The 24,185-nt window shown below is 60.5% G+C and carries 25 protein-coding genes; 13 read left to right on the top strand and 12 right to left on the bottom strand.

Annotated elements, in window-relative coordinates:
- Position 1: 1 nt before the first annotated feature.
- The 5 genes from F8N80_RS19265 to F8N80_RS19245 are packed head-to-tail and all read right to left on the bottom strand — an operon-like array spanning position 2 to position 5,285.
- Positions 2-937, bottom strand: coding sequence for an acetaldehyde dehydrogenase (acetylating) (locus F8N80_RS19265; protein WP_150745727.1), 936 nt, complete (start codon positions 935-937; stop codon positions 2-4).
- Positions 938-969: 32 nt separating this feature from the next.
- On the bottom strand, positions 970-1,776 hold the full coding sequence (gene mhpD / locus F8N80_RS19260; protein WP_150745728.1) for a 2-keto-4-pentenoate hydratase: 807 nt from the start codon (positions 1,774-1,776) through the stop codon (positions 970-972).
- A gap of 14 nt (positions 1,777-1,790) precedes the next feature.
- Positions 1,791-2,654, bottom strand: a complete 864-nt coding sequence (locus F8N80_RS19255; protein WP_150745729.1) for an alpha/beta fold hydrolase — start codon at positions 2,652-2,654, stop codon at positions 1,791-1,793.
- Between the two features lie 17 nt (positions 2,655-2,671).
- Positions 2,672-3,625 (bottom strand): 3-carboxyethylcatechol 2,3-dioxygenase, encoded by a 954-nt coding sequence (mhpB, locus tag F8N80_RS19250; RefSeq protein ID WP_150745730.1) that lies wholly within the window; start codon positions 3,623-3,625, stop codon positions 2,672-2,674.
- 1 nt (position 3,626) lies between these two features.
- Positions 3,627-5,285: a bifunctional 3-(3-hydroxy-phenyl)propionate/3-hydroxycinnamic acid hydroxylase gene (locus F8N80_RS19245; RefSeq protein WP_150745731.1), complete on the bottom strand. Its 1,659-nt coding sequence runs from the start codon at positions 5,283-5,285 to the stop codon at positions 3,627-3,629.
- A gap of 136 nt (positions 5,286-5,421) precedes the next feature.
- On the opposite strand from F8N80_RS19245, the gene F8N80_RS19240 reads away from it, so the two are divergent.
- The 5 genes from F8N80_RS19240 (at position 5,422) to F8N80_RS19220 (ending at position 10,401) form a co-directional block, all read left to right on the top strand.
- Entirely contained in the window at positions 5,422-6,204 is a 783-nt protein-coding gene (locus tag F8N80_RS19240) for a DNA-binding transcriptional regulator (RefSeq protein WP_150745732.1), read from the top strand.
- A 123-nt stretch (positions 6,205-6,327) separates the two neighbouring features.
- Complete coding sequence (locus F8N80_RS19235; protein WP_150745733.1) at positions 6,328-8,040, top strand: FAD-dependent monooxygenase; 1,713 nt, start codon at positions 6,328-6,330, stop codon at positions 8,038-8,040.
- Complete coding sequence (locus tag F8N80_RS19230; protein ID WP_150784481.1) at positions 8,037-8,219, top strand: DUF2783 domain-containing protein; 183 nt, start codon at positions 8,037-8,039, stop codon at positions 8,217-8,219. The genes F8N80_RS19235 and F8N80_RS19230 overlap by 4 nt, the downstream gene beginning before the upstream one ends.
- Positions 8,220-8,260: 41 nt before the next feature.
- Positions 8,261-9,586 (top strand): MFS transporter, encoded by a 1,326-nt coding sequence (locus F8N80_RS19225; RefSeq protein WP_150784480.1) that lies wholly within the window; start codon positions 8,261-8,263, stop codon positions 9,584-9,586.
- A complete protein-coding gene (locus tag F8N80_RS19220; RefSeq protein WP_150784479.1) occupies positions 9,583-10,401 on the top strand; it encodes a helix-turn-helix transcriptional regulator in 819 nt (272 codons plus the stop codon). The genes F8N80_RS19225 and F8N80_RS19220 overlap by 4 nt, the downstream gene beginning before the upstream one ends.
- Before the next feature lie 81 nt (positions 10,402-10,482).
- On the opposite strand, the gene F8N80_RS19215 is transcribed toward F8N80_RS19220, so the two are convergent.
- The 3 genes from F8N80_RS19215 to F8N80_RS19205 form a co-directional block, all read right to left on the bottom strand.
- On the bottom strand, positions 10,483-12,609 hold the full coding sequence (locus F8N80_RS19215) for a TonB-dependent receptor family protein (RefSeq protein WP_150784478.1): 2,127 nt from the start codon (positions 12,607-12,609) through the stop codon (positions 10,483-10,485).
- Between the two features lie 229 nt (positions 12,610-12,838).
- On the bottom strand, positions 12,839-13,192 hold the full coding sequence (locus F8N80_RS19210) for a DUF6124 family protein (RefSeq protein ID WP_150784477.1): 354 nt from the start codon (positions 13,190-13,192) through the stop codon (positions 12,839-12,841).
- Positions 13,193-13,760: 568 nt separating this feature from the next.
- The gene (locus F8N80_RS19205; protein ID WP_150745737.1) at positions 13,761-13,997 is read right to left on the bottom strand and encodes a hypothetical protein; all 237 of its coding nucleotides are present in this window, start codon (positions 13,995-13,997) and stop codon (positions 13,761-13,763) included.
- A 198-nt stretch (positions 13,998-14,195) separates the two neighbouring features.
- Between F8N80_RS19205 and F8N80_RS19200 the strand changes: the two genes are divergently transcribed.
- Positions 14,196-14,534: a hypothetical protein gene (locus F8N80_RS19200; protein WP_150784476.1), complete on the top strand. Its 339-nt coding sequence runs from the start codon at positions 14,196-14,198 to the stop codon at positions 14,532-14,534.
- Between the two features lie 281 nt (positions 14,535-14,815).
- Positions 14,816-15,511 (top strand): tRNA (adenine(22)-N(1))-methyltransferase, encoded by a 696-nt coding sequence (locus tag F8N80_RS19195; RefSeq protein WP_318185866.1) that lies wholly within the window; start codon positions 14,816-14,818, stop codon positions 15,509-15,511.
- A gap of 41 nt (positions 15,512-15,552) precedes the next feature.
- Here the strand turns inward: F8N80_RS19195 and F8N80_RS19190 are convergent, their stop codons facing one another.
- Together F8N80_RS19190 and F8N80_RS19185 are read right to left on the bottom strand one after the other, a co-directional pair.
- The gene (locus tag F8N80_RS19190) at positions 15,553-16,326 is read right to left on the bottom strand and encodes a ParA family protein (protein WP_150749072.1); all 774 of its coding nucleotides are present in this window, start codon (positions 16,324-16,326) and stop codon (positions 15,553-15,555) included.
- A 523-nt stretch (positions 16,327-16,849) separates the two neighbouring features.
- Positions 16,850-17,152 carry a hypothetical protein gene (locus F8N80_RS19185; RefSeq protein WP_150784474.1) on the bottom strand — a complete coding sequence of 101 codons (303 nt, stop codon included), beginning with the start codon at positions 17,150-17,152 and terminating at the stop codon, positions 16,850-16,852.
- Between the two features lie 340 nt (positions 17,153-17,492).
- Here F8N80_RS19185 and F8N80_RS19180 point away from each other — a divergent pair, with 340 nt between their 5' ends.
- Genes F8N80_RS19180 through F8N80_RS19170 form a run of 3 tightly spaced genes read left to right on the top strand, consistent with a single transcriptional unit; the run spans position 17,493 to position 20,898 of the window.
- Positions 17,493-18,587 carry an alpha/beta hydrolase gene (locus F8N80_RS19180; protein WP_150784473.1) on the top strand — a complete coding sequence of 365 codons (1,095 nt, stop codon included), beginning with the start codon at positions 17,493-17,495 and terminating at the stop codon, positions 18,585-18,587.
- Between the two features lie 60 nt (positions 18,588-18,647).
- Positions 18,648-19,703 (top strand): alpha/beta hydrolase, encoded by a 1,056-nt coding sequence (locus F8N80_RS19175; RefSeq protein WP_150784472.1) that lies wholly within the window; start codon positions 18,648-18,650, stop codon positions 19,701-19,703.
- A gap of 19 nt (positions 19,704-19,722) precedes the next feature.
- Positions 19,723-20,898: a (R)-mandelonitrile lyase gene (locus tag F8N80_RS19170; RefSeq protein ID WP_150784471.1), complete on the top strand. Its 1,176-nt coding sequence runs from the start codon at positions 19,723-19,725 to the stop codon at positions 20,896-20,898.
- Here the strand turns inward: F8N80_RS19170 and F8N80_RS19165 are convergent.
- Positions 20,886-21,779: a LysR family transcriptional regulator gene (locus F8N80_RS19165; protein ID WP_150749077.1), complete on the bottom strand. Its 894-nt coding sequence runs from the start codon at positions 21,777-21,779 to the stop codon at positions 20,886-20,888. The two genes, F8N80_RS19170 and F8N80_RS19165, sit on opposite strands and share 13 nt — an antisense overlap.
- Before the next feature lie 120 nt (positions 21,780-21,899).
- Here F8N80_RS19165 and F8N80_RS19160 point away from each other — a divergent pair, with 120 nt between their 5' ends.
- Entirely contained in the window at positions 21,900-22,265 is a 366-nt protein-coding gene (locus F8N80_RS19160; RefSeq protein WP_150784470.1) for a histone-like nucleoid-structuring protein, MvaT/MvaU family, read from the top strand.
- Positions 22,266-22,461: 196 nt separating this feature from the next.
- Here F8N80_RS19160 and F8N80_RS19155 read toward each other — a convergent pair whose 3' ends face one another.
- Positions 22,462-23,166, bottom strand: a complete 705-nt coding sequence (locus F8N80_RS19155; protein WP_150749079.1) for a class I SAM-dependent methyltransferase — start codon at positions 23,164-23,166, stop codon at positions 22,462-22,464.
- 149 nt (positions 23,167-23,315) lie between these two features.
- On the opposite strand from F8N80_RS19155, the gene F8N80_RS19150 reads away from it, so the two are divergent.
- Positions 23,316-23,795: a VOC family protein gene (locus F8N80_RS19150; RefSeq protein WP_150749080.1), complete on the top strand. Its 480-nt coding sequence runs from the start codon at positions 23,316-23,318 to the stop codon at positions 23,793-23,795.
- Between the two features lie 167 nt (positions 23,796-23,962).
- Entirely contained in the window at positions 23,963-24,178 is a 216-nt protein-coding gene (locus F8N80_RS19145) for a hypothetical protein (RefSeq protein ID WP_150749081.1), read from the top strand.
- Positions 24,179-24,185: the final 7 nt, after the last annotated feature.

Here is a 24,185-nt window from a genome sequence, read left to right as displayed (position 1 = left end):
CTCAGGCGTTGAGCATCGACTGCGCCATGCGCTCGGCGGTGGCCAAGGCAGCGGAGGTCATGATGTCGAGATTGCCGGCGTAGGCTGGCAGGTAGTGGGCGGCGCCTTCGACTTCGAGGAACACCGAGGTCTTGAGCCCGGAGAATGTGCCGAGGCCGGGGATGTGCAGCGGCGCGTCTTCCGGGATGACGTCGAACTGCACTTTCTGCTTGAGGCGATAGCCCGGCACATAGGCTTGCACCGCCGCGGCCATTTCTTCGATGGACGCCTCGACCAGCGCCTGGTCGGCCGCTTCGGACAACACAAACACCGTGTCGCGCATCATCAGCGGTGGCTCGGCCGGGTTCATCACGATGATCGCCTTGCCCTTGGCTGCACCGCCGATCACTTCGATGGCCTTGGAGGTGGTTTCGGTGAACTCGTCGATGTTGGCGCGGGTACCGGGACCGGCGGACTTGCTGGCGATCGAGGCGACGATTTCGGCGTAGTGCACCTTGGCCACCCGCGACACGGCCGCAACCATCGGGATCGTCGCCTGGCCACCGCAGGTGACCATGTTGACATTGAGCTGATCCAGATTCTGCTCCAGGTTGACCACCGGCACGCAGTACGGGCCGATGGCTGCCGGGGTCAGGTCGATCAGGCGGATACCGGGTTTGATGCCGCGCAGGAACGCATCATTCTTCACATGGGCACCGGCCGAGGTGGCATCGAACACGAAGTCGATGTCCTTGAACACGTCCATGCGGGTCAGGCCTTCGACGCCTTCATGAGTGGTAGCGACGCCCATGCGTTGGGCACGGGCCAGGCCGTCGGAGGCCGGGTCGATGCCGACCATGACCGCCATTTCCAGATGTTGGGCGTTACGCAGGATCTTGATCATCAGGTCGGTGCCGATGTTGCCGGAACCGATGATGGCGACTTTGAGTTTGTTCATTGTTATTGCCTCATGTGCACGCAAGTCGCCGATCACTCGGCGCTACTGTCTACCGAGAAATCCACACCGACACGGCCGATGCCTTCAATTTCAGCTTCGAAACGATCACCACCGGCCACCGCCACCATCGGCCCGAGTGCGCCGGTCAGAATGATGTCGCCCGCCCGCAGCGGATCGCCGAGGCGAGCCATGGTCCGGGCCAGCCAGACGGCCGCGTTGAGCGGATGACCGAGGCATTCGGCGCCGCTGCCGCTGGACACTTCTTCGCCGTTGCGGGTCATGCGCATGCTGGCCTGGCGCAGGTCCAGGCCCTCGATGCGTCGAGCCGGGCCACCGAGCACGAAGCAGCCGCTGGAGGCGTTGTCCGCCACGGTATCGACGAAGCGGATGTTCCAGTTCTGTACTCGGCTGCCAACGACTTCCAGCGCCGGGAGGACCCAGCCGGTGGCCGCCATCACCTCAGCAAAGCTGGTGTCGGTGCGGGGCAGATCGCGCTCGAGGATCAAGGCGATTTCGGCTTCGATCTTGGGCTGCAATACGCGACCCACGGGCACGGTTTCGTTATCGCCGTAGCACATGTCGGCAAACAGCGTGCCGAAGTCCGGCTGATCGACGCCCAGTTGCTGCTGCACCTTGGGATTGGTCAGGCCGATTTTGCGGCCAACCACGCGGCGCCCGTTGGCCACGCCGTGGTCGACGTTGAGGCGCTGGATGGTGTACGCGGCTGCGGCGTTGTCTTCACCGATCTGCTCGCGCAGCGGCCCGATGGCTTCGCCATGGGCTTCGGCCTGGCGCAGGTCGGCGGCGAGCTGTTGCAGTGTGTCTTGAGTCAGCTTCATGTCAGCCTCGGTGATCAGTGGGTCAGGAAGTCCAGGACCATGCGGTTGAACTTCTCGGCGTGTTCCCACTGCGCCCAGTGGCCGCAACGGTTGAACACGTGCAGCTGCGCCTTGGGCAGGCCGGCCAGCAGGCGCAAGCCAGTGTCCATGGGCACGAAGCGGTCTTCGCGGCCCCAGACCAGCAGGGTGTCGGCGGTGATTTCGTGCAGGCGGTGGCTGAAATCGGGGAACTGCTTGGGATTGAGGGTGCTGCTCTTGACGAAGTTTTCCAGGTGATCGCGGCGCGCCAGGATGTTGTCCAGGCGGGTCTGGAACAATTCTTCGGTCAGGCCGCTGGCATCGAAAACGAAGACGTTCATCATCTTCTTCAGGTTCTCGATGGTCGGCTCGCGGTACAGCGCGCCGATCAGCTTGATGCCTTCAGTGGGCTGGGGAACAAACGCGCTTGGGCCGCCGGTACCGCCGCCCATCAGGATCAGTTTGCCGATCCGCTCAGGATATTCCAGGGCGAAGGCGACGGTGCTGTGGGCACCCATCGAGTTGCCGATGATGTGTACGCGGTCCAGGTCCAGCACATCGAGCAGGCCCTTGAGCGCTTGAGCGTTGAGGTTCGAGCGCGAGCCTTCGCTGACGATCGTGTCGCTTTTGCTCCAGCCTGGGCAATCCATCAGGATCACGCGGTAACCGGCATTCAACAGCGGCTCGATATTGCGATGGAAGTTGGCCCAGCCGCTGGCACCCGGGCCGGAGCCGTGCAGCATGACCACGGTTTCTTCACCTTGGCCAATGTCGTTGTAGTGCAGTTGCAGATCCAGGTCGCCTTCCTTGATACGGGCAAAACGGCTGGTGGAGGCTTCGGTGAATGCAGTGGCGGTCATGGCAATATTCCTTGAATTCAATGGTGGTTGTTCAGCGGCTGCGCGCCAAGGGCGCCGAAGCCTGCGATCCATTCGGGAATCGGACGGTAGTAGCGGCCTTCGGTCTGGTACGGGCCGAAGGCCGACAGCGCGGCGAAGGCGGCGACCCAGGTTTTCACTTCGTGGGTCGACTTGCCGGCCAAGGCCGACAGCTCGTCATTGCCCAGCGCATCGAGGTCGCTCAGGCGGCCCTGTTCAAGGGTGTCGAGAAACTGCTGGTCCCATACCGGATTAAGCGGGTGCAGACTGCGTTGGTCTTCAACGAAATCCCGAGCGGCCTGGATGACTCGTTCCTGGCGCGCCTGTCGCTCATTAGCCGGCAATTGACGACCGCTGCCCATCAGCCGATCGGCCATGCGCGCATCGACCTTGGCGAGTTCCGGTACGGGTGGCTGATGGGACAAGCCGCCGGAGGCCAGAAACAGCACGCGTTTATTCAGCGATTTTGCCCATTGGCCAATCGCTTCACCCAGCAGTCGTGCGCGTTTGAAGCCGGGCAGGGGCACGGCCACGGAGTTGATGAACACCGGGATCACCGGGCAGCCCTGCAAGCCGCCGAGCAACAGCTCCAGCGGTTGTGCGAACGCATGGTCGACCTGCATGCGATAAGACACAGCGGCATCGACACCGGCATCCAACACAGCCTGGGCGCAGGATTCGGCCAGCGCTTTAGGCACGTCCAGGGGACCGGCGGCGGTGTCGAAATCGCCGATGGCGTCGGCCGCCATGCCGATGCAAAAGGCCGGCATCACGTCGTAGAAAAAACCGTTGTAATGGTCCGGGCCGAACAGCACGATCAGCTCCGGGTCGAAGCGGGCGATGCGTTCACGGGCATCGCTGATCATGGCATCGACCTCGGCCAGCACGTGGGGCTCTGGGTCGACGTAGCCCACCAGTGGCGTGTGAGACAAGCAATGCAGATAGGCGCTCATCTCAAGCCACCTTGCTGACAACAGCTTTCGCAGCGGCTTGCGGCAGGGCTTTGAGCGCCCGGGCCAATTCATCGCAGGCCTGGCCAACGGTTTGGGGGATGGCCAGTGCGGCGAGGAAGCGGTCTGGACGCACCAGGGCGATGGACGAAGTGCCGCGGGCGAACCATTCCTTGAGGCGACCGGTGCTGTCGCCGACGCGGATCACGTCGGGGCCGGCGTCACTCGGTGCTCTGAGCTGGACGTCCGGCAACACTTGAATAAAGCGTGTGCCCAGGGCTTTCCATTGGGTCATTTGCGCCGTTGTCAGGCCCCAGGTCGGATCGCAGCCCCAGGCGATAATCGCAAAGTTTTCGCCGATCACTTCATCCAGCAACACCGTGGTGCCGGCGTCAGTCAGCACCTTCGGCTGAATGAACATCTTGCCGACCGGCGAGCCCTTTTCACTCGGCACGATCAAGGCGCCCCGGGTGTATTGCGGCATCGGTTTGAAGCGCATTTCCACGAAGTAGCGTTTGACCGGCGGCAGGTAGTTGAGCAGCCACGACACACCATCGCGCAGGGTGCCTTGCCAGCGTTTCGGCGGTGCCAACACGTGGCCGGCGAGCACGGAAAGATTGATCATCGCCTTGGCGTGGTCGCGGCGCTCCTGTTCGTAGCTGTCGAGCAGACTGTCGGCCGCCAGCCCCTTGATCACCAGCGACAGTTTCCACGCCAGGTTCGAGGCATCGCGCATGCCGCTGTTGTACCCCTGGCCTTGCCACACCGGCATGATATGCGCGGCATCGCCGGCCAGCAGCACCCGGCCCTGACGGAACCGGCCGGCCAGGCGAGCGTTATGGGTATAGACGCGGCTGCGGATCAGCTCGATGTGGTCCGGGTTTGGCAACACCTTGGCCAGCAGCTTGCGCATGTTCTCGGGCTGGCTCAGCTCGGCCTCTGTTTCGCCGGGCATCACCATGAACTCGAAGCGACGCACGCCATGGGGCAGGGCGGCGGACACGTAAGGACGCACGGGGTCGCAACACAGATAAACATGGGGCGTGGCCAGCGGATCGTTGGCAATGTCGACCACGATCCACTGATTGGGCGCGGTCTTGCCTTCGAAACTGATGTCCAGGCTGCGCCGCACCAGGCTGTTGCCACCGTCGCAACCAATCAGGTAGCGGGCGTGCAGGCGTTCGCTACGGCCATGCTGATCCTTGAGGTTGAGCACCACGGCGCTGTCGCTTTGTTCAAAACTGTCGAGCTCACGGCTGAACAGCACCTTGACGGTGTTGAAACGCTGCAGGCCTTCGAACAGTACCCGGTCGGCCAAGGGTTGAATGAATGCGTTGCGCCGCGACCAGCCGAACTCGTCGGTCTTGGGCTGAATATCGGCAAAGCAGCGACCCTTGGGCGTCAGGAAACGCATGGCATGCCAAGGGGTGGTGTGCGGCAGTACATTGTCGGCCAGGCCAACGGCCTGGAAGGTACGCAGGCTTTCGTCATCCAGGCCGATGGCGCGGGGGTAGTCGATCAGGCTGTCGAGTTTTTCCACCAAGGTGACGTTCACACCACATTGGCCCAGGTAATTGGCGATCATCAAACCGACCGGGCCGGCACCAACGATGGCGACGTCGGTGGTCAGGTCCAATGTGGAAGGAGTGGGAGCAGGACTCATGGGTATCTCCGTACAGCGCTTTTGGATTTCTTGTTGGGCGCAGTATGGAAATCACGGGGCTGGTCGACAACGACAACCCTTGTTAGTGTGCACTGAGTGCACATGATTGATTTACAACAAAAAAAAGGATCAAGCCATGGGCGAGACCGAATACAAAGCCGTGCGTGGCCTGATGCGAGGTCTGGCATTGATCAATGGCTTGAACCGCTTCGACGGCGGTGCCAGCACCGCGCAACTGGCTGAGCAAAGCGGGCTGCACCGCACCACCGTGCGCAGGCTGCTGGAAACCTTGCAGGCTGAAGGTTATGTACGGCGTAGCGAGTCGGATGACAGCTATCGACTGACCTTGAAAGTTCGCGAACTCAGTGAAGGGTTTCGCGACGAGCAATGGATCTCCTCGATCGCCGCCCCCTTGCTCGGCGAGTTGCTGCAGGAAGTCGTCTGGCCCACCGACCTGTGCACGCTGGATGGCGATGCGATGGTCATTCGTGAGACCACCCATCGTTTCAGTCGCCTGTCGTTTCACCGATCCATGGTGGGCCGCCGCTTGCCCTTGCTGATGACTGCGACCGGGCGTGCCTATTTTGCGTACTGCCGACCGGCGGAGCGCGAAGAGTTGATTGAGTTGATGGTCAGTCGCGAAGACGAACAATCGGCATTTGCCGCGGACCGCCGATTCGTCGACCGGCTGGTGGAGCACACGCTCGGCAAGGGATATGGCGAAAATAATGCGCATTGGGGAGAGGAGCGCAAGATCGCCGCCATTGCGATCCCGGTCATGCATGAGGAGCAGGTGATGGGCTGCCTGAATCTGGTCTATATCGCCAAGGCAATGCCCATTGAGGAAGCCGCTCGCCGATATTTACCGGCGATGCAGGGCGTCGTGCAAAAGATTCAGGCGCAATTGGGCGATACTTGAGCGGTAGGGTTGCGGGCACCAGCAAGATGTCCCCTGCGGGGGACATCCACCTGAGCGCTTGGATTTAGAGTGGCCCGAGACAAGACCTGTCCCCGATAACAATAAACCGGGAGCCGCCGGACCATGCATCAGCCTCAAGTCGTACCCCATCGTTCACTGTATTTTCCCTATCAGGTTTACCCTGCTTTCGTGCCATCCCCAGGTAGCGTCAATCGCTCGCCCGTGGTGATTGTGGGCGCAGGGCCCATTGGCCTGACGCTGGCGCTTGAACTGGCGCGCTACGGTGTCAGAAGCACCGTCCTGGCGGCGGAGCAGCAAGTCTGTGAAGGCAGCCGCGCGATTGTTTTCACCCGCCGTTCCATGGAAATATTCCAGCAAGTGGGAGTGTCCGAGGCCGTGACCGAGCAGGGCCTGCCCTGGCGATTCGGCAATTCCTACTACCGCGGCCAGCGGGTATTTCGCATGGAAGCACCGGTCGACGAGCACGATCGTTTTGCGCCGATGACCAATTTGCAACAGCAGTACCTCGAGCAACATCTGGTGGAGGCCGCCCAGGCACAGCCGCTGATCGAATTGCGCTGGGGCAACAAGGTCATCGATATCGAGCAAGGCGTCGACCGAGCCGTGTTGCAAGTCGATACCCCGGGCGATGTCTATTCCCTGGAGGCCGATTGGGTGGTGGCCGCTGATGGTGCCCGCTCCGGACTGCGTTCGATGCTGGGCCTCAAGCTTGAAGGCGCGTCCTATGAAGGGCGGTTCGTGATTGCCGACATCCGCATCAAGCTCGATCTGCCGACCGAACGCCTGGCGTTTTTCGATCCCTCCTGGAACCCCGGCAACACCGTGTTGATGCACCGCGAGCCTGGCGATATCTGGCGCATCGATTACCAGTTGCCCGTGGACGAAACCCCCGAGCAGGCGCTGCACCCCGACTCCTTGCGTGAGCGCATCAATGCGCAACTGGCGATGCTCAATGTCGAGAACCCTGAATGGGAGCTGGATTGGAGTTCAGTGTATTCGGCCCGGGCGCTGACCCTGGCGCAGTACATTAATGACCGAGTGATTTTTGCCGGGGACGCGGCGCATCTGTTACCGATTTTCGGCGTGCGCGGCGCCAATACCGGGTTCCAGGATTGCCACGACCTGGGCTGGAAACTGGCCCTGCACATCAAAGGCCTGGCCGGTGCCGGACTGTTGGCTTCTTACAGTGACGAACGGGTCAAGGCCGCTCGGGAAATCATTGAAGAGGCCGGCAAGAGCACGCGGTTCATGGCGCCGCCCAGTCGCGGCTATCGACTGTTGCGCGATGCGGTACTGTCGCTGTCGCTGACCCGGGAGTTCGTGCGCCCGCTGTATCACTGGCGCACCTCAAGGGCTCACGACTACGCCGATTCGCGACTCAACGCAGTGGACGACGATAACCTGTTGTTCACCGGCGGGCCGCGCAACGGTGCGCCGTTGCTCAATGTACGTCTGGCCGAGCAGCACTATTTGTTCGACGAGCTGGCGCCCGCCTACCATTTGATTTGCTTCACTGACGCGGCGGTACTCGATGCCGACATCGATGCCCAAGTCCAGGCCCTGCGCCGTCAGGGACTGCCGATCCAAGTAATAGCGATCGCCATGAATGGCGTCAGTCAGGTGCAACACGCCGACCTGACCCTGGCCGATCCCGACCTTCTGTTCAGCACGCGTTATGGCGTGCAGCACGCAGGCGCGGCCTATCTGGCGCGCCCGGACCAGCACGTTTGCGCTCGCTGGTTGAATCTGGATGCCGAGCGTTTGCGCCATGGATTAAACCAGGCCCTGGGCCACAACGGGAGTTACCAATCATGAGTCAGTCGATGAACGTGGCAGACCTCGAGCGCGCCTACGATCGGCTCGCCGAGGCGATCGACCGTACGGGTCACGACAGTGAGTTGTTCCTGGTCAAACTGGCGTTGCTGGCGGCCGAGGCACTCAACGATGCCGAGCGCTTCGACGCACTGATCGAGTGCGCCGTGCAGGACCTGTAAAACCTTGCGTCAGCCAATAATTACAAAAACAGGATCACCCTATGCCATCCCGTCCTGCTGTGACCCCTGGCGAGGAGGCCGGCGCTCATCCGCCGGTCATCGCCAAAGTCTCGAAACGCCTGCTGTGGTTTCTCTTCATCTGCTTCGTTTTTTCATTTCTGGACCGTATCAATATCGGCTTTGCCGGGCTGACGATGATGGACGACCTGGGCTTGAGCAGTACCCAGTTCGGCATGGCAACCACGATTTTCTACCTGGCCTACATCGCGTGCGGCATCCCCAGCAACATGGTGTTGGCGAAACTCGGCGCCCGTCGCTGGATCGGCAGCCTGATGATTGCCTGGGGCGTGGCGTCGACCGCAACGCTGTTTGCGCATGACGCGGCCAGCCTTTATTGGTTGCGTGCATTGGTAGGTATCACCGAGGCAGGGTTTCTGCCGGGTGTGCTGTTGTATATGACGTTCTGGTTTCCGGCGGCGTATCGGGCGCGGGCCAATGCGCTGTTCATGATTGCCATGCCGTTTACCGCGGGCTTCGGTTCGGTCTTGTCCGGCGCCATTTTGGGGCTGGATGGCCACTGGGGACTGGCAGGCTGGCAATGGCTGTTTCTACTCGAAGGATTGCCCAGCGTCGTACTCGGCCTGGTGGTGTACGGTTATCTGGACGATAAGCCGCGCCAGGCACGCTGGCTGAGCGACGATGAGAAACTGCAGCTGGCCGAGTTGATGGAGCGGGACCGCCAGGCACCTTCCCCTCACGCTCACTGGGGACGTGAATTGCTGTCGCCAGCGGTGATTCTGTTCTGCCTGGTGTACTTTTGCCTGGTCAACACCCTGGCGATGATCGCGGTCTGGACGCCGTTGATCATCAAGAGCTTCAGCGTGGGTCAAAGCAATACGCTGGTCGGATTGTTGTCGGCAATTCCGCAAATATGCACCATTGTGGGCATGATCCTCTGGGGCCGACACTCGGACCTGACCCAGGAGCGGCGTTGGCACCTGGCGCTGCCGATGCTGATGGCCGCAGCGGGCTGGTGCTGCACGGCCCTGTCGAGCGAGCCGATCGTGCAGCTGGCCGGGGTCTGCATGGCGGCGACGGGTTCCTACACGGCCATGTCGATTTTCTGGACCCTGCCGGATCGCTCGTTGAGTTTTCAAGCCCGGGCAGTGGGCATCGCGGTGATCAACGCAGTGGGTAATCTGGGGTCGGCCCTTAACCCCTTGGTGGTCGGCTGGCTCAAAGACCTGACCCATACCTATACCGCCGGTTGTCTGTACGCGGCGCTGCTGTTACTGGTGGCTGCCATGCTGGTGCGCTCGCTGCCCCACGAACGTCAACCTTCTTCGCGCGAACTGATCCCTGAATGAACCACTGGCCGCTCACCACCGTATACAACCAGGTCCCACTGACGACGGGGCAAATCGCCCACCTGTTGGCTCGGGTCGGCGAGGACTGCCGGACCTGGCTGGCGGCAGAGTTATTGACGTTGGTGCGGGGTGTGATGCCGCTGGCTCAATGTACTATTTTCGCTTACCCCGAGGGCCAGGAACCGCAGGTGTTGTCGTGTTCCGACCAGGCCAGGCTGGTGCAGATATCGCGTATTTCCCGGGATTACGTCGAGCGTTTTCACAGCCTGGACGGCAACCGCCAGGCGATGCTCGGTCACAAGGCGAAATACGGTGGTGCACGAATCCTGGCCCAGCTTCAGTCAGTCGAAGACATCACCCATCGTGACTATCGGCGAGTCTGCTACGAACAACCGCAAATCTCCCAACGCATGGCCTTGCTCAATCATCAGGAGGAAGGCGGGGGCTGGCTGTCGATCAACTTCTATCGAGGTCGTGAGCACGGCAACTTCAACCAGCGCGAAATCGAATTTATCGAGTCGGTGGCGCCGTTGCTGATTCAAGTCACGCGATTGCACTATCGCGCCTATATCGAAGCCAACCAGATGCCGTCTTTGCTGAGTCAACGCGTTGAGCGACTCTATCCTGAACTGACTCGTCGGGACCGTGAACTGCTCAGGCATCTGCTCAGTGGGCTGGGGGCGGAAGACATTGCGCCCTTGATGGGCATCCAGCGCTCAAGCGCCGCTACCTACATCAAGCGGCTTTATCGAAAGGTGGGAGTCAGCGGACATCGAGAATTGCTGGGGCTGGTAGTGAGAGGTCGTTGGTCCTGAGCACGCGGTGATCAAGGCGGGATTGCGGCCCTAATGCACCCTTCAACTCCCTGGTCAAGGCGGGCATCAGCCAATAAAGCCTCAGCGCAGGCTCCACGACACGCCGACATACGCCGCCAGACCCTCACCCGGTGTCGATCGTGCCGCGTCCAGTCCATTGTCGTCGTAGCCCGGAGTGACGGTGGCGGCGTAGTGCTTGTCAGTCAGGTTGCGCAGGTCCAGCCAGGTCTGCCAGTCGCCCTTGGGCGCGTTGTAGCCCAGGGTGGCGCCGAACAGTGCGTAGGGATCGGCGTAGTAGCTGTTGGCGTAATCAACCGCCACCTTGGACACCCACTGGGTATTGAGCGCGGCGAAGAAGCCCTGGGGCCAGTCATAGCGCAGTTCGCCCTGGTAATAGTGCATCGGCAGGCCCGGCAGGCGGTTGTCGCCGAAGCGCTCGTCGTCGCGGTAGTGGAAATCGCTGAAGGTATAGCTCTGGCGCAGGCTCAGTTGGCCGCCGTCGTCCCGCGACCACAGGTTGCTCTGCAGGCTGGCTTCCACGCCCTGGTGCACAGTGGGGCTGGCGTTGAGTTCGTAGGGCGTGGTGGCGTTGGCATCCGGCAACACCGAGAGCAATTCGTGGCGCACCTGGGCGTAGTACCAGGCCAGGCTCCATTGCCCCAGCGTGCTGTCGCCGCGGCCGCCGATTTCGAGGGTGGTCGCGGTCTGGTTTTGCAACTTGATCGGATCGCGCTGGGCGCCCGTGGCGACGCCGCTGCCTGCCGGGAATCGAACGTTGGAGCTGTAGATCAGCGACCAGGGGTGTGGCGCTTCGACCGAGCGGCTGAGATTGCCGAACAGCTGCAGGTCAGGAGTCAGTTGGTAGCGCAGGCCCAGGCGCGGGGCGTAGTCCCAGTCGTTCAGGCTGGTCTTGCCACCGCCTGGCGGGTAGGTCACTGCGCTTTCACGGCGGGTATAGAGGGCGGCGAGGCCGGTGGTCAACCATAGGTCGTCGGCGATCTCCAGATCATTGCCCACATGCAGAACGGTGTCCGAACCCTGGTAAGTGAAGTTGCGAATGTGCGTGCCCGGCGCGTAGCCGGCGGTGTTGCCGGTGGGGATGCGCACCAGCTCGCTGGCGCCGGCATTCGGCAAGTGCTTGGTCACTCGCAGTCCCAGGGTGCTATGGCTTTCCAGGCCCCAGAGGGTGTCGCGACGCTTATAGTCGAATGTGCCGCTGACATCCGTGTAGGCGACCTTCAAGCGGTTGGGTCCCTCGCGCAAGTCCATGGGATAGTCGTGGTAGACAAGGCCGGCCTGGAGGCTCGAATCGTCGTCGATGTAGTAGGTGGTCTTGTTGCCGATGAAGGTGCTGCCCGGTTGCTCACGGCTGTCGTCCCGCGAGACGTAGGCGGGGTTGGCTGCCCGTGGGTCGTGCTCGATGGAGTGCTTGGTCACGCGGCCGGCGAGGTCGTTGTCGGTCTGGCGATAGCGCAGGTACAAGCGCGTTTCCAGGTTCGGGTTGAAGCGATAACCGAAGTTGGCGATGACGCCCTGACTGTCACTGGCGGTGTGGTCCTGATAGCCATCGGAGCGCGCATCGGTCATCGCCACGTAATAATCGAAGTCGCCCAGCACCTGCCCGGAGCTGACCTGGCGCTGCTGATAACCGCGGCTGCCCATGGCGTAGCGCACCTGCAACAGCGGTGCGTCGTAGCCGGTGTGGCTGATGTAATCGATGGCCCCGCCCAGGGCCAGGGCGCCTCTGTCGAAACCGTTGGCGCCGCGCAGCACTTCCACGTGGTCGAGCCACAGCGGTTCCAGCAATTCATAGGGCGTGCCACCCGGGCCGGTCAGCGGCAGGCCGTCGAGCATGGCGTACACACCCGAGGCATGGGCCCCCGGCGCGCGGTTGATCCCCGATCCGCGGATAGAGATCTTGACCCCTTCGTTGCCCGCAGACTGGGCATAGACCCCCGGTTGATAAGCCAGCACATCCTGGTTGCTGGCCACCCGACCCTGCAGTGGGCGGCGCAGGTCGACCACATTGGTGCCGCCGGGCACTTGGGCCAGTCGGGCCTTGGCGTCTTCGACCGACGCGTCTTCGCCGCTCAAGTCCTCAGCGCCGATCAGCACTTGTCCCAGCTCCAGGCCTTGGGTCTCGGCCATGACCGGACAGGCAAGGGCCAGCCCCAGCAGTGCAGCGGGCAAGGATTTGGGCGAGGGCATCGAGGGAACTCCAGACGGACAGGAACGGGCAGTGAAGAACTGCGACGTAGAGAAGAACGAAGGGAGCACATGGCAATTTTGTTTTTTGATCCGGTAATGTCATCGCCAGGAGGCTCTATCGCCCAAAACTGCCCCGATCTGCAGCGGCTGGTGGAGCCTGCCTCCGGCTGCTGCCCAGTCATGCGTCTTTACTTAAATGCGGCCCCAATAAGGGACCGCTGCCTGGCGCCTACGCGTGCGGATCGATCTGATCCAGCACTCGGTTCGCCGTGATTTCGGCCAGCATGATGCTGTTGGAAATGCCCAACAAGGCATTGCGCGATCCGCCGTCCAGATGATCCACCAGGTGATGGACCATCACATCGACCGAGGCCAGCGTTTCGACCAGATAAACCACCAAGGTTTCGGTCGTGGCCTCTGAGTTGACGGTAAACAGGGTGCTGGGAGTACGCGGGGTGGCTTTGATGTCGGCAGTCGAGGGGAAGTGGAAGTCGAGGGCGCGTTTGGCGGTATCGTTGAGTGTGTTTGGATCGGGTTCGTCCGGGTGATCGGTGTCTGGCGGGTTGGGTGTGACCTTGAACATATTTTCGTGCTCCAAAAATGTGGAGCCGCCACCGACTTGCGACTAAACAAGGGGTGGCAGCTGTACGCAGGTTAGTCGACCGGGGAGACACGAAACCGGCGCGCCCGAAGGCGCCCTGCGCACAGCTACCATGAAGTGCAGGCATGAAATGACCTGACTGTCTGGATGCAAATGCGCTTCGTGAAACCACGGGCGACTAAACCCGATCACTGATGGGCAGTGACCCGAATCAAGTTACCGGGCGGCCCCAAGGCGCACAAGCCGGCGGATTCTGGCGTAACCGTAGGCAACGGCGCAAGGTCTTGTAGCTTTCAGGAAGTTATCTGTAGGGCGCTTAAACACGCGCCTGTCGGGTAATGCCAGTCAGTTAAGACGCGGAACCTGTGGGAGCGGGCTTGCTCGCGAAAGCGGTGTGTCAGGCGACATCAATATTGACTGGGCCGCCGTCTTCGCGAGCAAGCCCGCTCCCACAGGGATTTCGCTTAACTGACTGGCATTACGCCTGTCGGGTGCGTTTAGTTTAGTGAGCGAACGTTTCCGCACGACTGACTTTTGCACTCGGCCGGTGCTAAAGCCATGTGTTCACCACCCGCCGATCCAGCTCCTCCCAATCCGCCATGCCCAATACCCGCATGGTGTTCAACCCGCGCAAATAACCGCGCAACTGATTGGCGGTGGCCCGCGCAAGCTCCGGGTCGGGCGCGTTTTCGCACAACAGGACGGTTTCGTACTCGATCAGGTACTCGGCCACTCGGTCTCGGAAATCGGGTAACACGGCGTCGCGGATCAGGTCAAAAGTTCTCAAGGGAAGATCCTCATCAAGCGTGTCTTGTTGTTATTGAGTGTGCATCCGCCTGCTCGGCGCGCAACTATTGCTAGAGGTAATAGTGACCATCAAGAAACACAAGTTCTGCTTTGTCGACAATAGTTGGAAAATCGCCTCCATCGAACACGCGGCTGAAAAATTTGCGTGATGAAGACATTTATTTTCAGGATAAGACCGATGCGCCCTTTATTTGTGCCTGCCATGGCCTTTGTCTTGTTGATCGCCGGTTGTGCCTCCGCGCCGAACGATCCGACCCTGACCTTGCAGACCAGCAAGACCCCAGCCCAATACGCCGACTGCGTCGTTCCCAAATTGCAGGGCAGTGCGTTGCACCCGACTGTGTTGCAGACACAGCGCAGCTACCGGATCGTGGTGCCGAGCAAAGTCTCGGCGGACAACGTGCTGGAAGCCTATAAGGCCGGGAGCGGCGGTAAGGTGTTTGTCTACGAGCGGCATTTTCTGGCCGCGAACTTCCTGCCTTCGAGTTTTCAGCGCGCCGCAGAGGAATGCATCTGACCCCGGCCCTTAAACGCTTTCCATAGAGCTCCTTTGGTTGGCCGCAACCAACCAATTTTTTGCCCCGCACCCCATTCGGATGCGGGGCTTTTTTTCGCAAGCACGTCATCAATGACTTCCCCGCCATTCAAACGTAAGCTTGCCGGCTCGCTTATCCCGATAAGAAAACAATCAGGAGTCGTGGATGCAACCGATCCCCTGGTTGCCGACAGTTTTTTTGTCGGCAGTCGCACGTCGGTTGAGCCGTTCTACGATTAATGGGTGGTGAAAAGGAACTGCAGTTGAACGAACAGACATTGTCCATGCGCCTGGAGCGCGTGGCGGCGCATGTGCCAGCCGGTGCGCGCCTGGCGGATATCGGCTCGGATCACGGCTACCTGCCGGTGGCGTTGATGCGCCGTGGCGCCATCGCGGCGGCGGTGGCCGGCGAGGTGGCCTTGACGCCGTTCCGCTCGGCCGAGCGCACCGTGCGCGAGAACGACCTGCATCAGCGGATCACCGTGCGCCTGGCCAGTGGCCTGGCGGCGATCGAACCGGGAGACGGGATCTCGGCGATCAGCATCTGCGGCATGGGCGGCGAGACGATTCGCGACATCCTCGACAGCGGCAAGGCGCGCCTGAGCGGCCAGGAACGCCTGATCCTGCAGCCCAACGGCGGCGAGCAGCCACTGCGCCAATGGCTGATGGACAATGACTACCGCATCCTCTGCGAGGAAGTGCTGCGGGAAAACCGCTTCTACTACGAAATCATCGTCGCCGAGCGCGCCGGGCCGGTGATGTACAGCGCTGAAGAGTTGTACTTCGGCCCGCTGCAGATGCAGGCACGTACCCCGGCGTTCCTGCTCAAGTGGCAGCGCATACTGCGCCACAAGCAGCAGACCCTGAGCCACTTCGCCCGGGCGCGGCAAGCCGTGCCCGAGCAGAAGGTGCAGGAAATCGCCCGGCAGGCCCGGTGGATCACCGAGCTGCTGGCCTGAGCCCGATCTGGGGTTTGTACGAAAAATCCCCGAAAACCAACTTAAGCTGCTCGCTCCAGTGCATCCAGCAAATCGACAAATTCCATCGAAAGCTTATGGCGCGGTGCCAAATGGATCAGGGGGACAGAGGCTTGGTGGGACTGGCGCATTTTAACTGAGCTACTTAGATAAACCGGTAGCACAGGAAGACCCTCTGCGAGCATTTGGTCTACGAGCGTCTGGTGTAAGCCGGTGTGTGCGACAAATTGATTGACCACCACCCCCTCGACCGTCAGCGATTCATTGTGATCCATGCGCAGATCTTCTACTTGAGCGATGACGCTATTCAAAGCCTGCCGGGAAAAGCTGTCGCAATCATAGGGGATCAGCAATCGATCAGCTGCGACCAGGGCGCTGAAGGTGAAAAAATTCAGGGAAGGAGGGGTGTCGATATAGATACGCTCGTAATCTTCGGAAAGCTCCACCAGCAACCTGCGCAGCTTGTTGATCTTGAACTTGCTCTCAAGCTTTGACTGCAGATCCAGAAGATCAGGGCTGGCGGTCACCAGATGGAGGTTCTCGTAAGCAGTCTCGGTTATGGCCACTCGACACTTTCTGCTGGCAAAGCCCCCAGACAGTGTCTGTCTGAAGAAGTCGGCAATACCCGTTGGAATGTCGTCTTTGAGCAGCCCCGTGAGGTAGTGGGTCGAATTCGCTTGAGGATCGAGATCAACCAGCAACGTCCGGTAGCCTTGCGCCGCACTGACAGCGGCAAGATTGCAGGCGATGCTGGATTTGCCGACACCACCTTTTTGATTGAAGACAACGCGACGCATGAGGGCAGTTCATCCGTGAAAGAGGCCTGGAGCCAGGGTTATGAAAGCGGTTGATTGCAATATATGACCATTAGGTTTCAGTTTTAAGACAGTCTGTTTAATCGGCGCGAAAAATGGCAGGCAAGGTGAAGTGCCCGGTTTGGACGGGGGAGTGTTGGTTGCAACAGGTCTGCAGCTTCGGCGTTCAGGCAGCAGACCGGGTCTTGGCTGGCAGCCTATACAAGACCGACGAACGACAGGATAACCAGGACGATCACCACTGCCCCAACGATGTAGATGATGTTGTTCATAAAATCGACCTCTCTATCTCAGCAGGATGTACGACACCAGGGTGCCTGAACAAATGACACCTTGGCTCCCGGTTCCGTTCCGCAAACCTGTTCAGAGGCGGCGCCGTCATATCAATGTTGCGTTGCGATTTTACGAACCGGACTGACCTCTGCAACGCTGCCTGGTCAGAGCAGATGCTGTTCGATCCATTGTGCGACGGTGGTTGTTTCGATCTGCCGCTCTGAGCCCTTGATTACGCACTCTCACCGGCAGCGATCCGGGAGAATGCTTGCTCTGGCATTGTCCAGGGTTGCAGCTTGTAGCCCTCCTGGCGCAACTCGGCGCGCGCCTCTTCCAGCAGGCTTTCCAGCTGCGCCGGATCGGAATAGGTACTCCTTGGAATCTGTTTGCGGCCAATACGAGTGCTGGCCCGGTCGATGACGGTCAGGCTCAGTTCGCCATTACCGTCTTGCGGTGACCAGACGACGCATTGAAAAGGTTCGAATGCGTCGCCAACGATCAAAAGGGCTTCGTTGATGCGGAGTGGGGTGCTCATGGGTTTTCCATCCTTGTACCCAAAAAATGATGTGCCGTCGGTAGGGCTTTCCGGTCGGCTGGCTATGCTTGCGCGAAAATCAACCTGAAAAATCCTCCTCGACATGACGAAGCTTCACCAATTCATAGCTTTGAGCCTAGCCGCAGAATGCCGGCTAGCACGGTGGATGTGTAACAGCTTGTGCCATCAGGAATGGCATCACTTCAGCATGGGGCGAACTGTTCGTTTTACTAATTGAATTTATGTGAATCTGCTATTAGTGCTATGTGATTGGGCGGGTTTATCGATTAATCGTTCAAAGGTAATTTGCTTCTCTGCGATATCAAATCGAGAGCAAGCCATGATTCAGTGCTTCATCCGTCAATGCATGTCCGCCGCTGTAAAGGCCGGCAGTCTTTGTTTTGCACTAGGCGCGAGTGCATTCGTCAGCGCTGACGATCACGCCCCGCTGATCATCAAGGATCAGGGCAGCCTCATTGCCGGTGGTGGATTGATCACCCAGCCGGGAAACTTCGATCCCTACAAGCCGATGATGCCCGATGGCCAGACCTATCACGGCGACCATTTGTATGCGTTCTATCAGGTTCCTGTCGATGCTCGTCCGCTGCCGATTCTCATGCTGCATGGCGCGGGGCAGTCCGCGAAGTCCTGGGAGACGACGGCCGACGGCCGTGAAGGGTTCCAGAACATTTTCCTGCGCCGAGGATTCTCCACGTATCTGATCGATCAGCCACGCCGTGGTGGTGCGGGACGCAGCCTGGTTGAAGCGACGATCAAACCTGTGTCCGACGAGCAGCTGTGGTTCAACCAGTTCCGCATTGGACTGTGGCCCGAGCACTTCGAGGGCAGTCAATTTCCGCGCGGGCAGGCGGCGCTGGAGCAATTCTACCGGTCGATGACGCCCAACACCGGGCCTTACGACATTGACGTCGTATCCAATGGCGTTGCCGCTCTGTTGGAAAAGACCGGACCGGCCATCTTGTTCACCCATTCTCAGGGCGGCGGCCCGGGTTGGCTGACGGCGATCAAAAGCCCAAATGTGCGAGCCATCGTGGCGTTCGAACCGGGCAGCAGTTTCGTGTTTCCAGAAGGGGAGGTACCCGCGCCGATTGCCAGCGCGTTCGACACGCTCTCAGGTCAAGCCGTATCGGCGGAACGGTTCAAAGCACTGACCCGCATTCCCATCGTCATTTTCTACGGCGACAACATCCCCGACCAACCGGTTCGATTACCGGCCCAGGACAGTTGGCGCGCGCGGCTCGAGATGGCACGCCTGTGGCGCGATACGGTGAATCGCCATGGCGGTGACGTCACGCTCGTTCACCTGCCGGAGATCGGTATCAAGGGCAATAGCCATTTCCCGTTTTCGGACATGAACAACGTCGAGATCGCTGATCTGGTTTCGCAGTTTCTCGCTGAAAAAAATATGGATTGACCTAGAGCATGGCCCTATCAGCCATCCCTCTCACACACTTGAAATGTCAGGAGTATTCCTATGATGCGAACCACGCTGAAGGCCACGTTGATGGCCGCCATGATCGGGATGTCGGGCGTCGAAGCCGAGGCTGCGGACTACAAGCAGAACCCATTCACTTTGACCTACGGTGGCGCGCTGACCAAGAACGAATCGGGTAAGGTCAATATCCATCCGGTCACCTACAAACTTGATGGCCTGGACATTGCCGCCAACGTTTATACCCCGGCGAACTATGATACGGCGAAAAAATACCCGGTCGTCGTCGTGGCCCACCCCAATGGTGGGGTGAAGGAGCAGGTCGCGGGCTTGTATGCCCAGCGTCTGGCTGATCAGGGCTACATCACGATCACGGCGGATGCGGCGTATCAAGGGGCCAGTGGTGGTGAGCCGCGCAATGTGGACAAACCGGCGCATCGCATCGAAGACATCCATGGCATGGCGGACTTCATTGCCGGCTATCCCGGCGTCGACAGCAAGCGTCTGGGCTTGCTGGGTATCTGCGGCGGTGGCGGTTATTCATTGGCGGCGGCGCAAACCGATAAACGCTTCCAGTCGATTGCGACCTTGAGCATGTTCAACTCCGGGCTGGTTCGCCGTAATGGCTACCAGGATTCGCAGCTGTCGACGATTCAGGAACGCTTGCAGCAGGCGTCGGCGGCCCGCGCCCAGGAAGCGGCGGGTGGGGAAGTTCGCTACGTCGGCGATGCCAAGCTGACCGATGAACAGATCGCCAAGCTGCCGTTTGATCTGTATCGACAGGGCTTCGAGTACTACGGCAAGACGCACGCGCACCCCAACTCGACCTTCCGTTACACCCAGAGCAGCCTGATGGACCTGATGAGCTTCGATGCCACGGATCAGATCGAGCTGATCGACAAGCCGTTGCTGATGATTGCAGGCAGTAAGGCCGACAGCCTGTACATGTCGCAACAAGCCTTTGCCAAGGCCACCGGTACCCAGGACAAAAAGCTGTTCACCATCGATGGCGCGACCCACATCGACACCTACTGGGTGCCTGCGTATGTGGATGTCGCCATGGACCAGTTGACCGCGTTTTACGCCAGAACGCTCTGACTTGAAGGGATACATCCTGATGAAAAACACCTTGATAGGCATCGCCGTATGCGCCGCCGCCCCCTTTGCCGACGCCGCTGGTGCAGACAATGCCAGTGACGCTCGTCGGGCCGAACAACAGATCAGCCGCGCGGGCACTCAGGCTTCGGTGGCGGGACCGGCGGATTATTTCACCGGGCGGGTACGCGTCGATCCGTTGTTTCCCGCCACGGACCAGATCAATGCCTCCGGCGCTTACGTCAGCTTCGAACCGGGTGCGCGCTCGGCCTGGCATACCCACCCCGCAGGACAGCGGTTGGTGGTGACGTCCGGCGTGGGCCTGGTTCAGGAATGGGGCAAGCCAATGCAGGAAATCCGCCCGGGTGATGTGATCGTCTGCCCACCGGGCGTCAAGCACTGGCATGGCGCCGCACCGGCGAGCGCCATGACGCACCTGGCCGTGACGGGTTCGGTGAATGGCAAGAGCGTGGAATGGCTGGAGAAAGTGACCGACGAGCAATACAGCGCCCGGGGCACGACGACGCCACACGCCATGCCCGCGGCACCACCCGTATCGCAAACGCTGTCCGCCAGACAGCAGGCCATCCCGTTGATTGCAGCCGCCATGGCCACAAGCAACATGTCTGCGCTCAATGCTGCGTTGAATCAAGGACTGGATGCGGGGCTGACCGTCAGCGAGGCGAAGGAGACGCTTGTGCAGCTCTACGCCTACAGTGGTTTTCCACGCAGTCTCAACGCACTTGGCGGGCTGATGAAAGTGGTCGAGGCACGCAAGCAACGGGGTGTTCAGGACGATCCCGGACGCGAACCCGGTCGTGTCATTCCCACCGGCGACGAGCTGCTGGCGGCGGGCAAGGCCAACCAGACGCGCATTGCCGGCGCACCCGTCCAGGGCCCGTTGTTCGACTTCGTCCCGGTCATCAATCAGTACTTGCAGACGCACCTGTTCGGCGACATCTTTGAGCGTGACAACCTGGACTGGCAAAGTCGCGAGCTGGCCACCGTCGCAGCATTGGCCGTCACACCCGGTGTCGAGCCGCAACTGCGCTCGCACATGGCGGCGAGTCTGCGGGTCGGTCTGACCGTTGCGCAGTTGCGTCAACTGATCCAATTGCTGACCGACCAAGGCGATGTTGCTGCGGCCCAGCGCGCTGGCGAAGCGTTGGACGCGGTGCAGGCCAATCAACCCAAATAGCGCAGGGTTTCGCGCAGTAAAGTGAAGGCTGGTGAACTCTGGCGCCGGCTCGGATAATAGAGGTGGTAGCCAGAGAACGATTCACACCAATCTTCAAGCACGCGAATCAATTGCCCCTGGGCCACAAGTTCCTGCACCAGATCCTCCGGCATGTAGGCCAATCCCAAGCCTTGGAGGGCTGCTTCCAGGCGCATGGCGATGTTGTTGAATACCAGCTGGCCTTCGACCCGCACTTTCAGTTCTTGCCCGCCTTTCTCGAACTCCCAGAGGTAGAGACCGCCATAAGTCGGCATGCGCAGGGTGATGCAGTTGTGCTCCATGAGGTCACTCGGAATGATCGGCTTCGGATGGCGGGCGAAATACGCCGGGGAGCCCACCACTGCCATGCGCATGTCAGGGCCAATGCGCATCGCGATCATGTCCTTGGCCACCTGCTGGCCGAGTCGGACGCCGGCGTCGAAGCCTTCAGCCACGATGTCGGTGAAGCCATAGTCGACGATGATTTCAATGTTGAGATCGGGATTGTCGGGCAGCAGTTTCGCGAGCACCGGATGCAGGAGGGTGATCGCCGAATGCTCACCTGCGGTGATGCGCAATTTGCCGGCCGGTCTGTCGCGGAACTCGCTGAGCAAAGCCAGTTCACTGTCGATTTCTTCAAACCTTGGGGCGATCACCCGCAGCAGATGTTCGCCGGCTTCGGTGGGGGAGACGCTGCGAGTCGTGCGGGCAAGCAATCTGACTCCCAACCGCTCCTCCAGCTGTCGCATCGCCCGGCTCAAGGCCGGTTGAGACATGCCGAGCCTGGCGGCGGCGCGGGTGAAACTGCGCTCTTGGGCCACGGCCGAGAAGATTGCGAGTTGGTCGTAGCTTTCGACGGTCATTTATACGCCCCTGTTATAAACAGTTTGCGAGTATGCCATCGGTGCGATTGATCGTCCGGTACAACCTACTCGGCAGGTTTTTGGTGTACCGTTAGCAGACTAATCACATAGAGAGATCCCATGTCCAAGCTCGCTGAATTTCGTCAACTGGAAAAACACCTGGCCGAACAGCTCCAGGCACTGGAAGCGCTCAAGGGAGACGCTGGCCTGAAGCAGGAAATTGCCTTCGAAAAGAAGCTGCGTGATTTGCTTGCCGAATACAGTTACAGCCTCAAAGACGTGATCAACCTCCTTGATCCACAGACAGGGCGCCGTGCATCGGCTACTGAACAGAAAGTCAGCAGCCGCAAGCCTCGCCAAGTGAAAATCTATACAAACCCGGAGTCTGGCGAAGTCGTGGAAACCAAGGGTGGCAATCACAAGATATTGAAAGAGTGGAAAGCGAAATACGGCTCCGACACAGTCGAATCCTGGTTGGCCCAGTGATTTTGAATTAAGTTCAAAAGGGCCCTCAGGGCCAATGCCAGTCAGTTAAGCGAAATCCCTGTGGGAGCGGCGATGCGGCGTTCCGACTTGCTCGCGAAGACGGCGGCACAGTCAACATTGATGTCGCCTGATCCACCGCTTTCGCGAGCAAGCCCGCTCCCACAGGTTCTGCAGCTTAACTGACTGACATTAGCCCTCAGGGCCCTTTTTGCTGAGTGGACAGCTTGAATTCGAGGCGTTGCTCGGCCACCAGCAGCAACGACTGTGGCACAGGGCTCTGCGGGTGCTGCGGTTCCTGCAGGCCGGCCAACCGAAAACCGGCCATATCCAGCGCATTGAGCCAACTGGACAAGGTGCGCAAGTACCACGGCATGGGTTGCCACTGCCCCTTGAAGCCGGCGAAGGCCTCTTCCCGCCAACCGTCCTGATAGTCGCCCGCCGCCGCGGTCCACGGATGCAGCGTCTGGATCACCAGCGCGCCGCCAGGGGCGAGCAGAGCGTTCATGGCAGCCAGCAAAGGGATTATGTCCTGGTGCAGCAGGGCGAAGTTGGCGCAGATCAGGTCGTAGTCGCTGCCGATGTCCACCTTCGACGCCACCAACGCTTCATAGCTCGCCAAATGCACCTGCGAAGAGCCTGCTGCTCGCGCCGCCTCGACCAGCGTCGCATCGCCATCCACACCGATCGCCTCGATGGCCCGCTCCGCCAGCGCACGCAGCAGCCAGCCCTCGCCGCAGCCCAGGTCGAGTACCCGTTCGGGCTGGCGACCCAGCACCGCCAGCAGGATGGCCTGGTCGGTGACCTTGAGGCGGCTTTCGATGGTGCCGGTGCGGACGGCTTCGATCCAGAGCGGGGCATTGTGGTGCCAGCTTTGGAGGAGGGTGGATTCGGGGGCGGGCATTCTGATGTCCGGGGTGGTTGGGTGATTGGATGAAAGGATAGGACAAATGCCGGGAGCGCGAACCTGCCCTCGGTCATGGCCGGCCGAAGTAGTACCCGTTGGCTTCGCTGCTAGACTGCATGTCTGAGTCCCGAATCTGGAGCACCAAGATGCTGAGCAAGAATACGATTTGTCTCTGGTACGACGGCACTGCGTTGGACGCGGCGACGTTCTACGCCGAGACCTTCCCGGACAGCGCGGTGGGCGCTGTCCATCACGCGCCCGGCGACTATCCGGCAGGCAAGCAGGGCGATGTGCTGACGGTCGAGTTCACGGTGATGGGCATCCCTTGTCTCGGACTCAACGGGGGCCCCGCGTTCAAGCATAACGAAGCGTTCTCGTTCCAGGTGGCGACCGATGACCAGGCCGAAACGGACCGCTTGTGGAACGCGATTGTCGGAAACGGCGGCCAGGAAAGTGCTTGCGGCTGGTGCAAGGACAAGTGGGGACTGTCGTGGCAGATCTCGCCACGCGTTCTGACGAGCGCGGTCACCCACCCTGATCAGGCAGTGGCCAAGCGCGCATTCGACGCCATGATGCAGATGGGCAAGATCGACATCGCTGCGATCGAAGCGGCTATAAAGGGTTGATCAGCGCTGCCGCAGGTTGGCAGCATCGCCCATGGCTGCCGACAGCGTTCGTTGATCGGCTGATTTCTCAAGTCGGTCGCCGGGCCACAGTCGACACCTGGGACTGAAACATTGCCGAAACATTCGCGCCCTATGATTCGCGTCTATCGAAACCAGGGAGGCTACAGATGAATCGGCCATCAAGGAGCATGCGTAAACTGCTCGACTCCGTCGCCACCAACAATGAGAGCGCGGCGCTGGATGTCATGCGTGCAGCTGAGCAACTGAAAGACGAGCTGTTGCGCCAGCGGTTGCTCAACCTGATTCACCAGCTCAATCAAGATGCCTGTGACTTGCGATCGGCTCGACAGGACATCCAGGGCGGTGCCGTCAAATTCGCGTGATCGGCCG

Origin of the sequence: Pseudomonas fluorescens, assembly GCF_902497995.1 — a bacterium.
Classification (GTDB): domain Bacteria; phylum Pseudomonadota; class Gammaproteobacteria; order Pseudomonadales; family Pseudomonadaceae; genus Aquipseudomonas; species Aquipseudomonas fluorescens_BK.
Note: the sequence above shows the minus strand (reverse complement) of the source record. Positions and strands in the feature narration are given on the sequence as shown.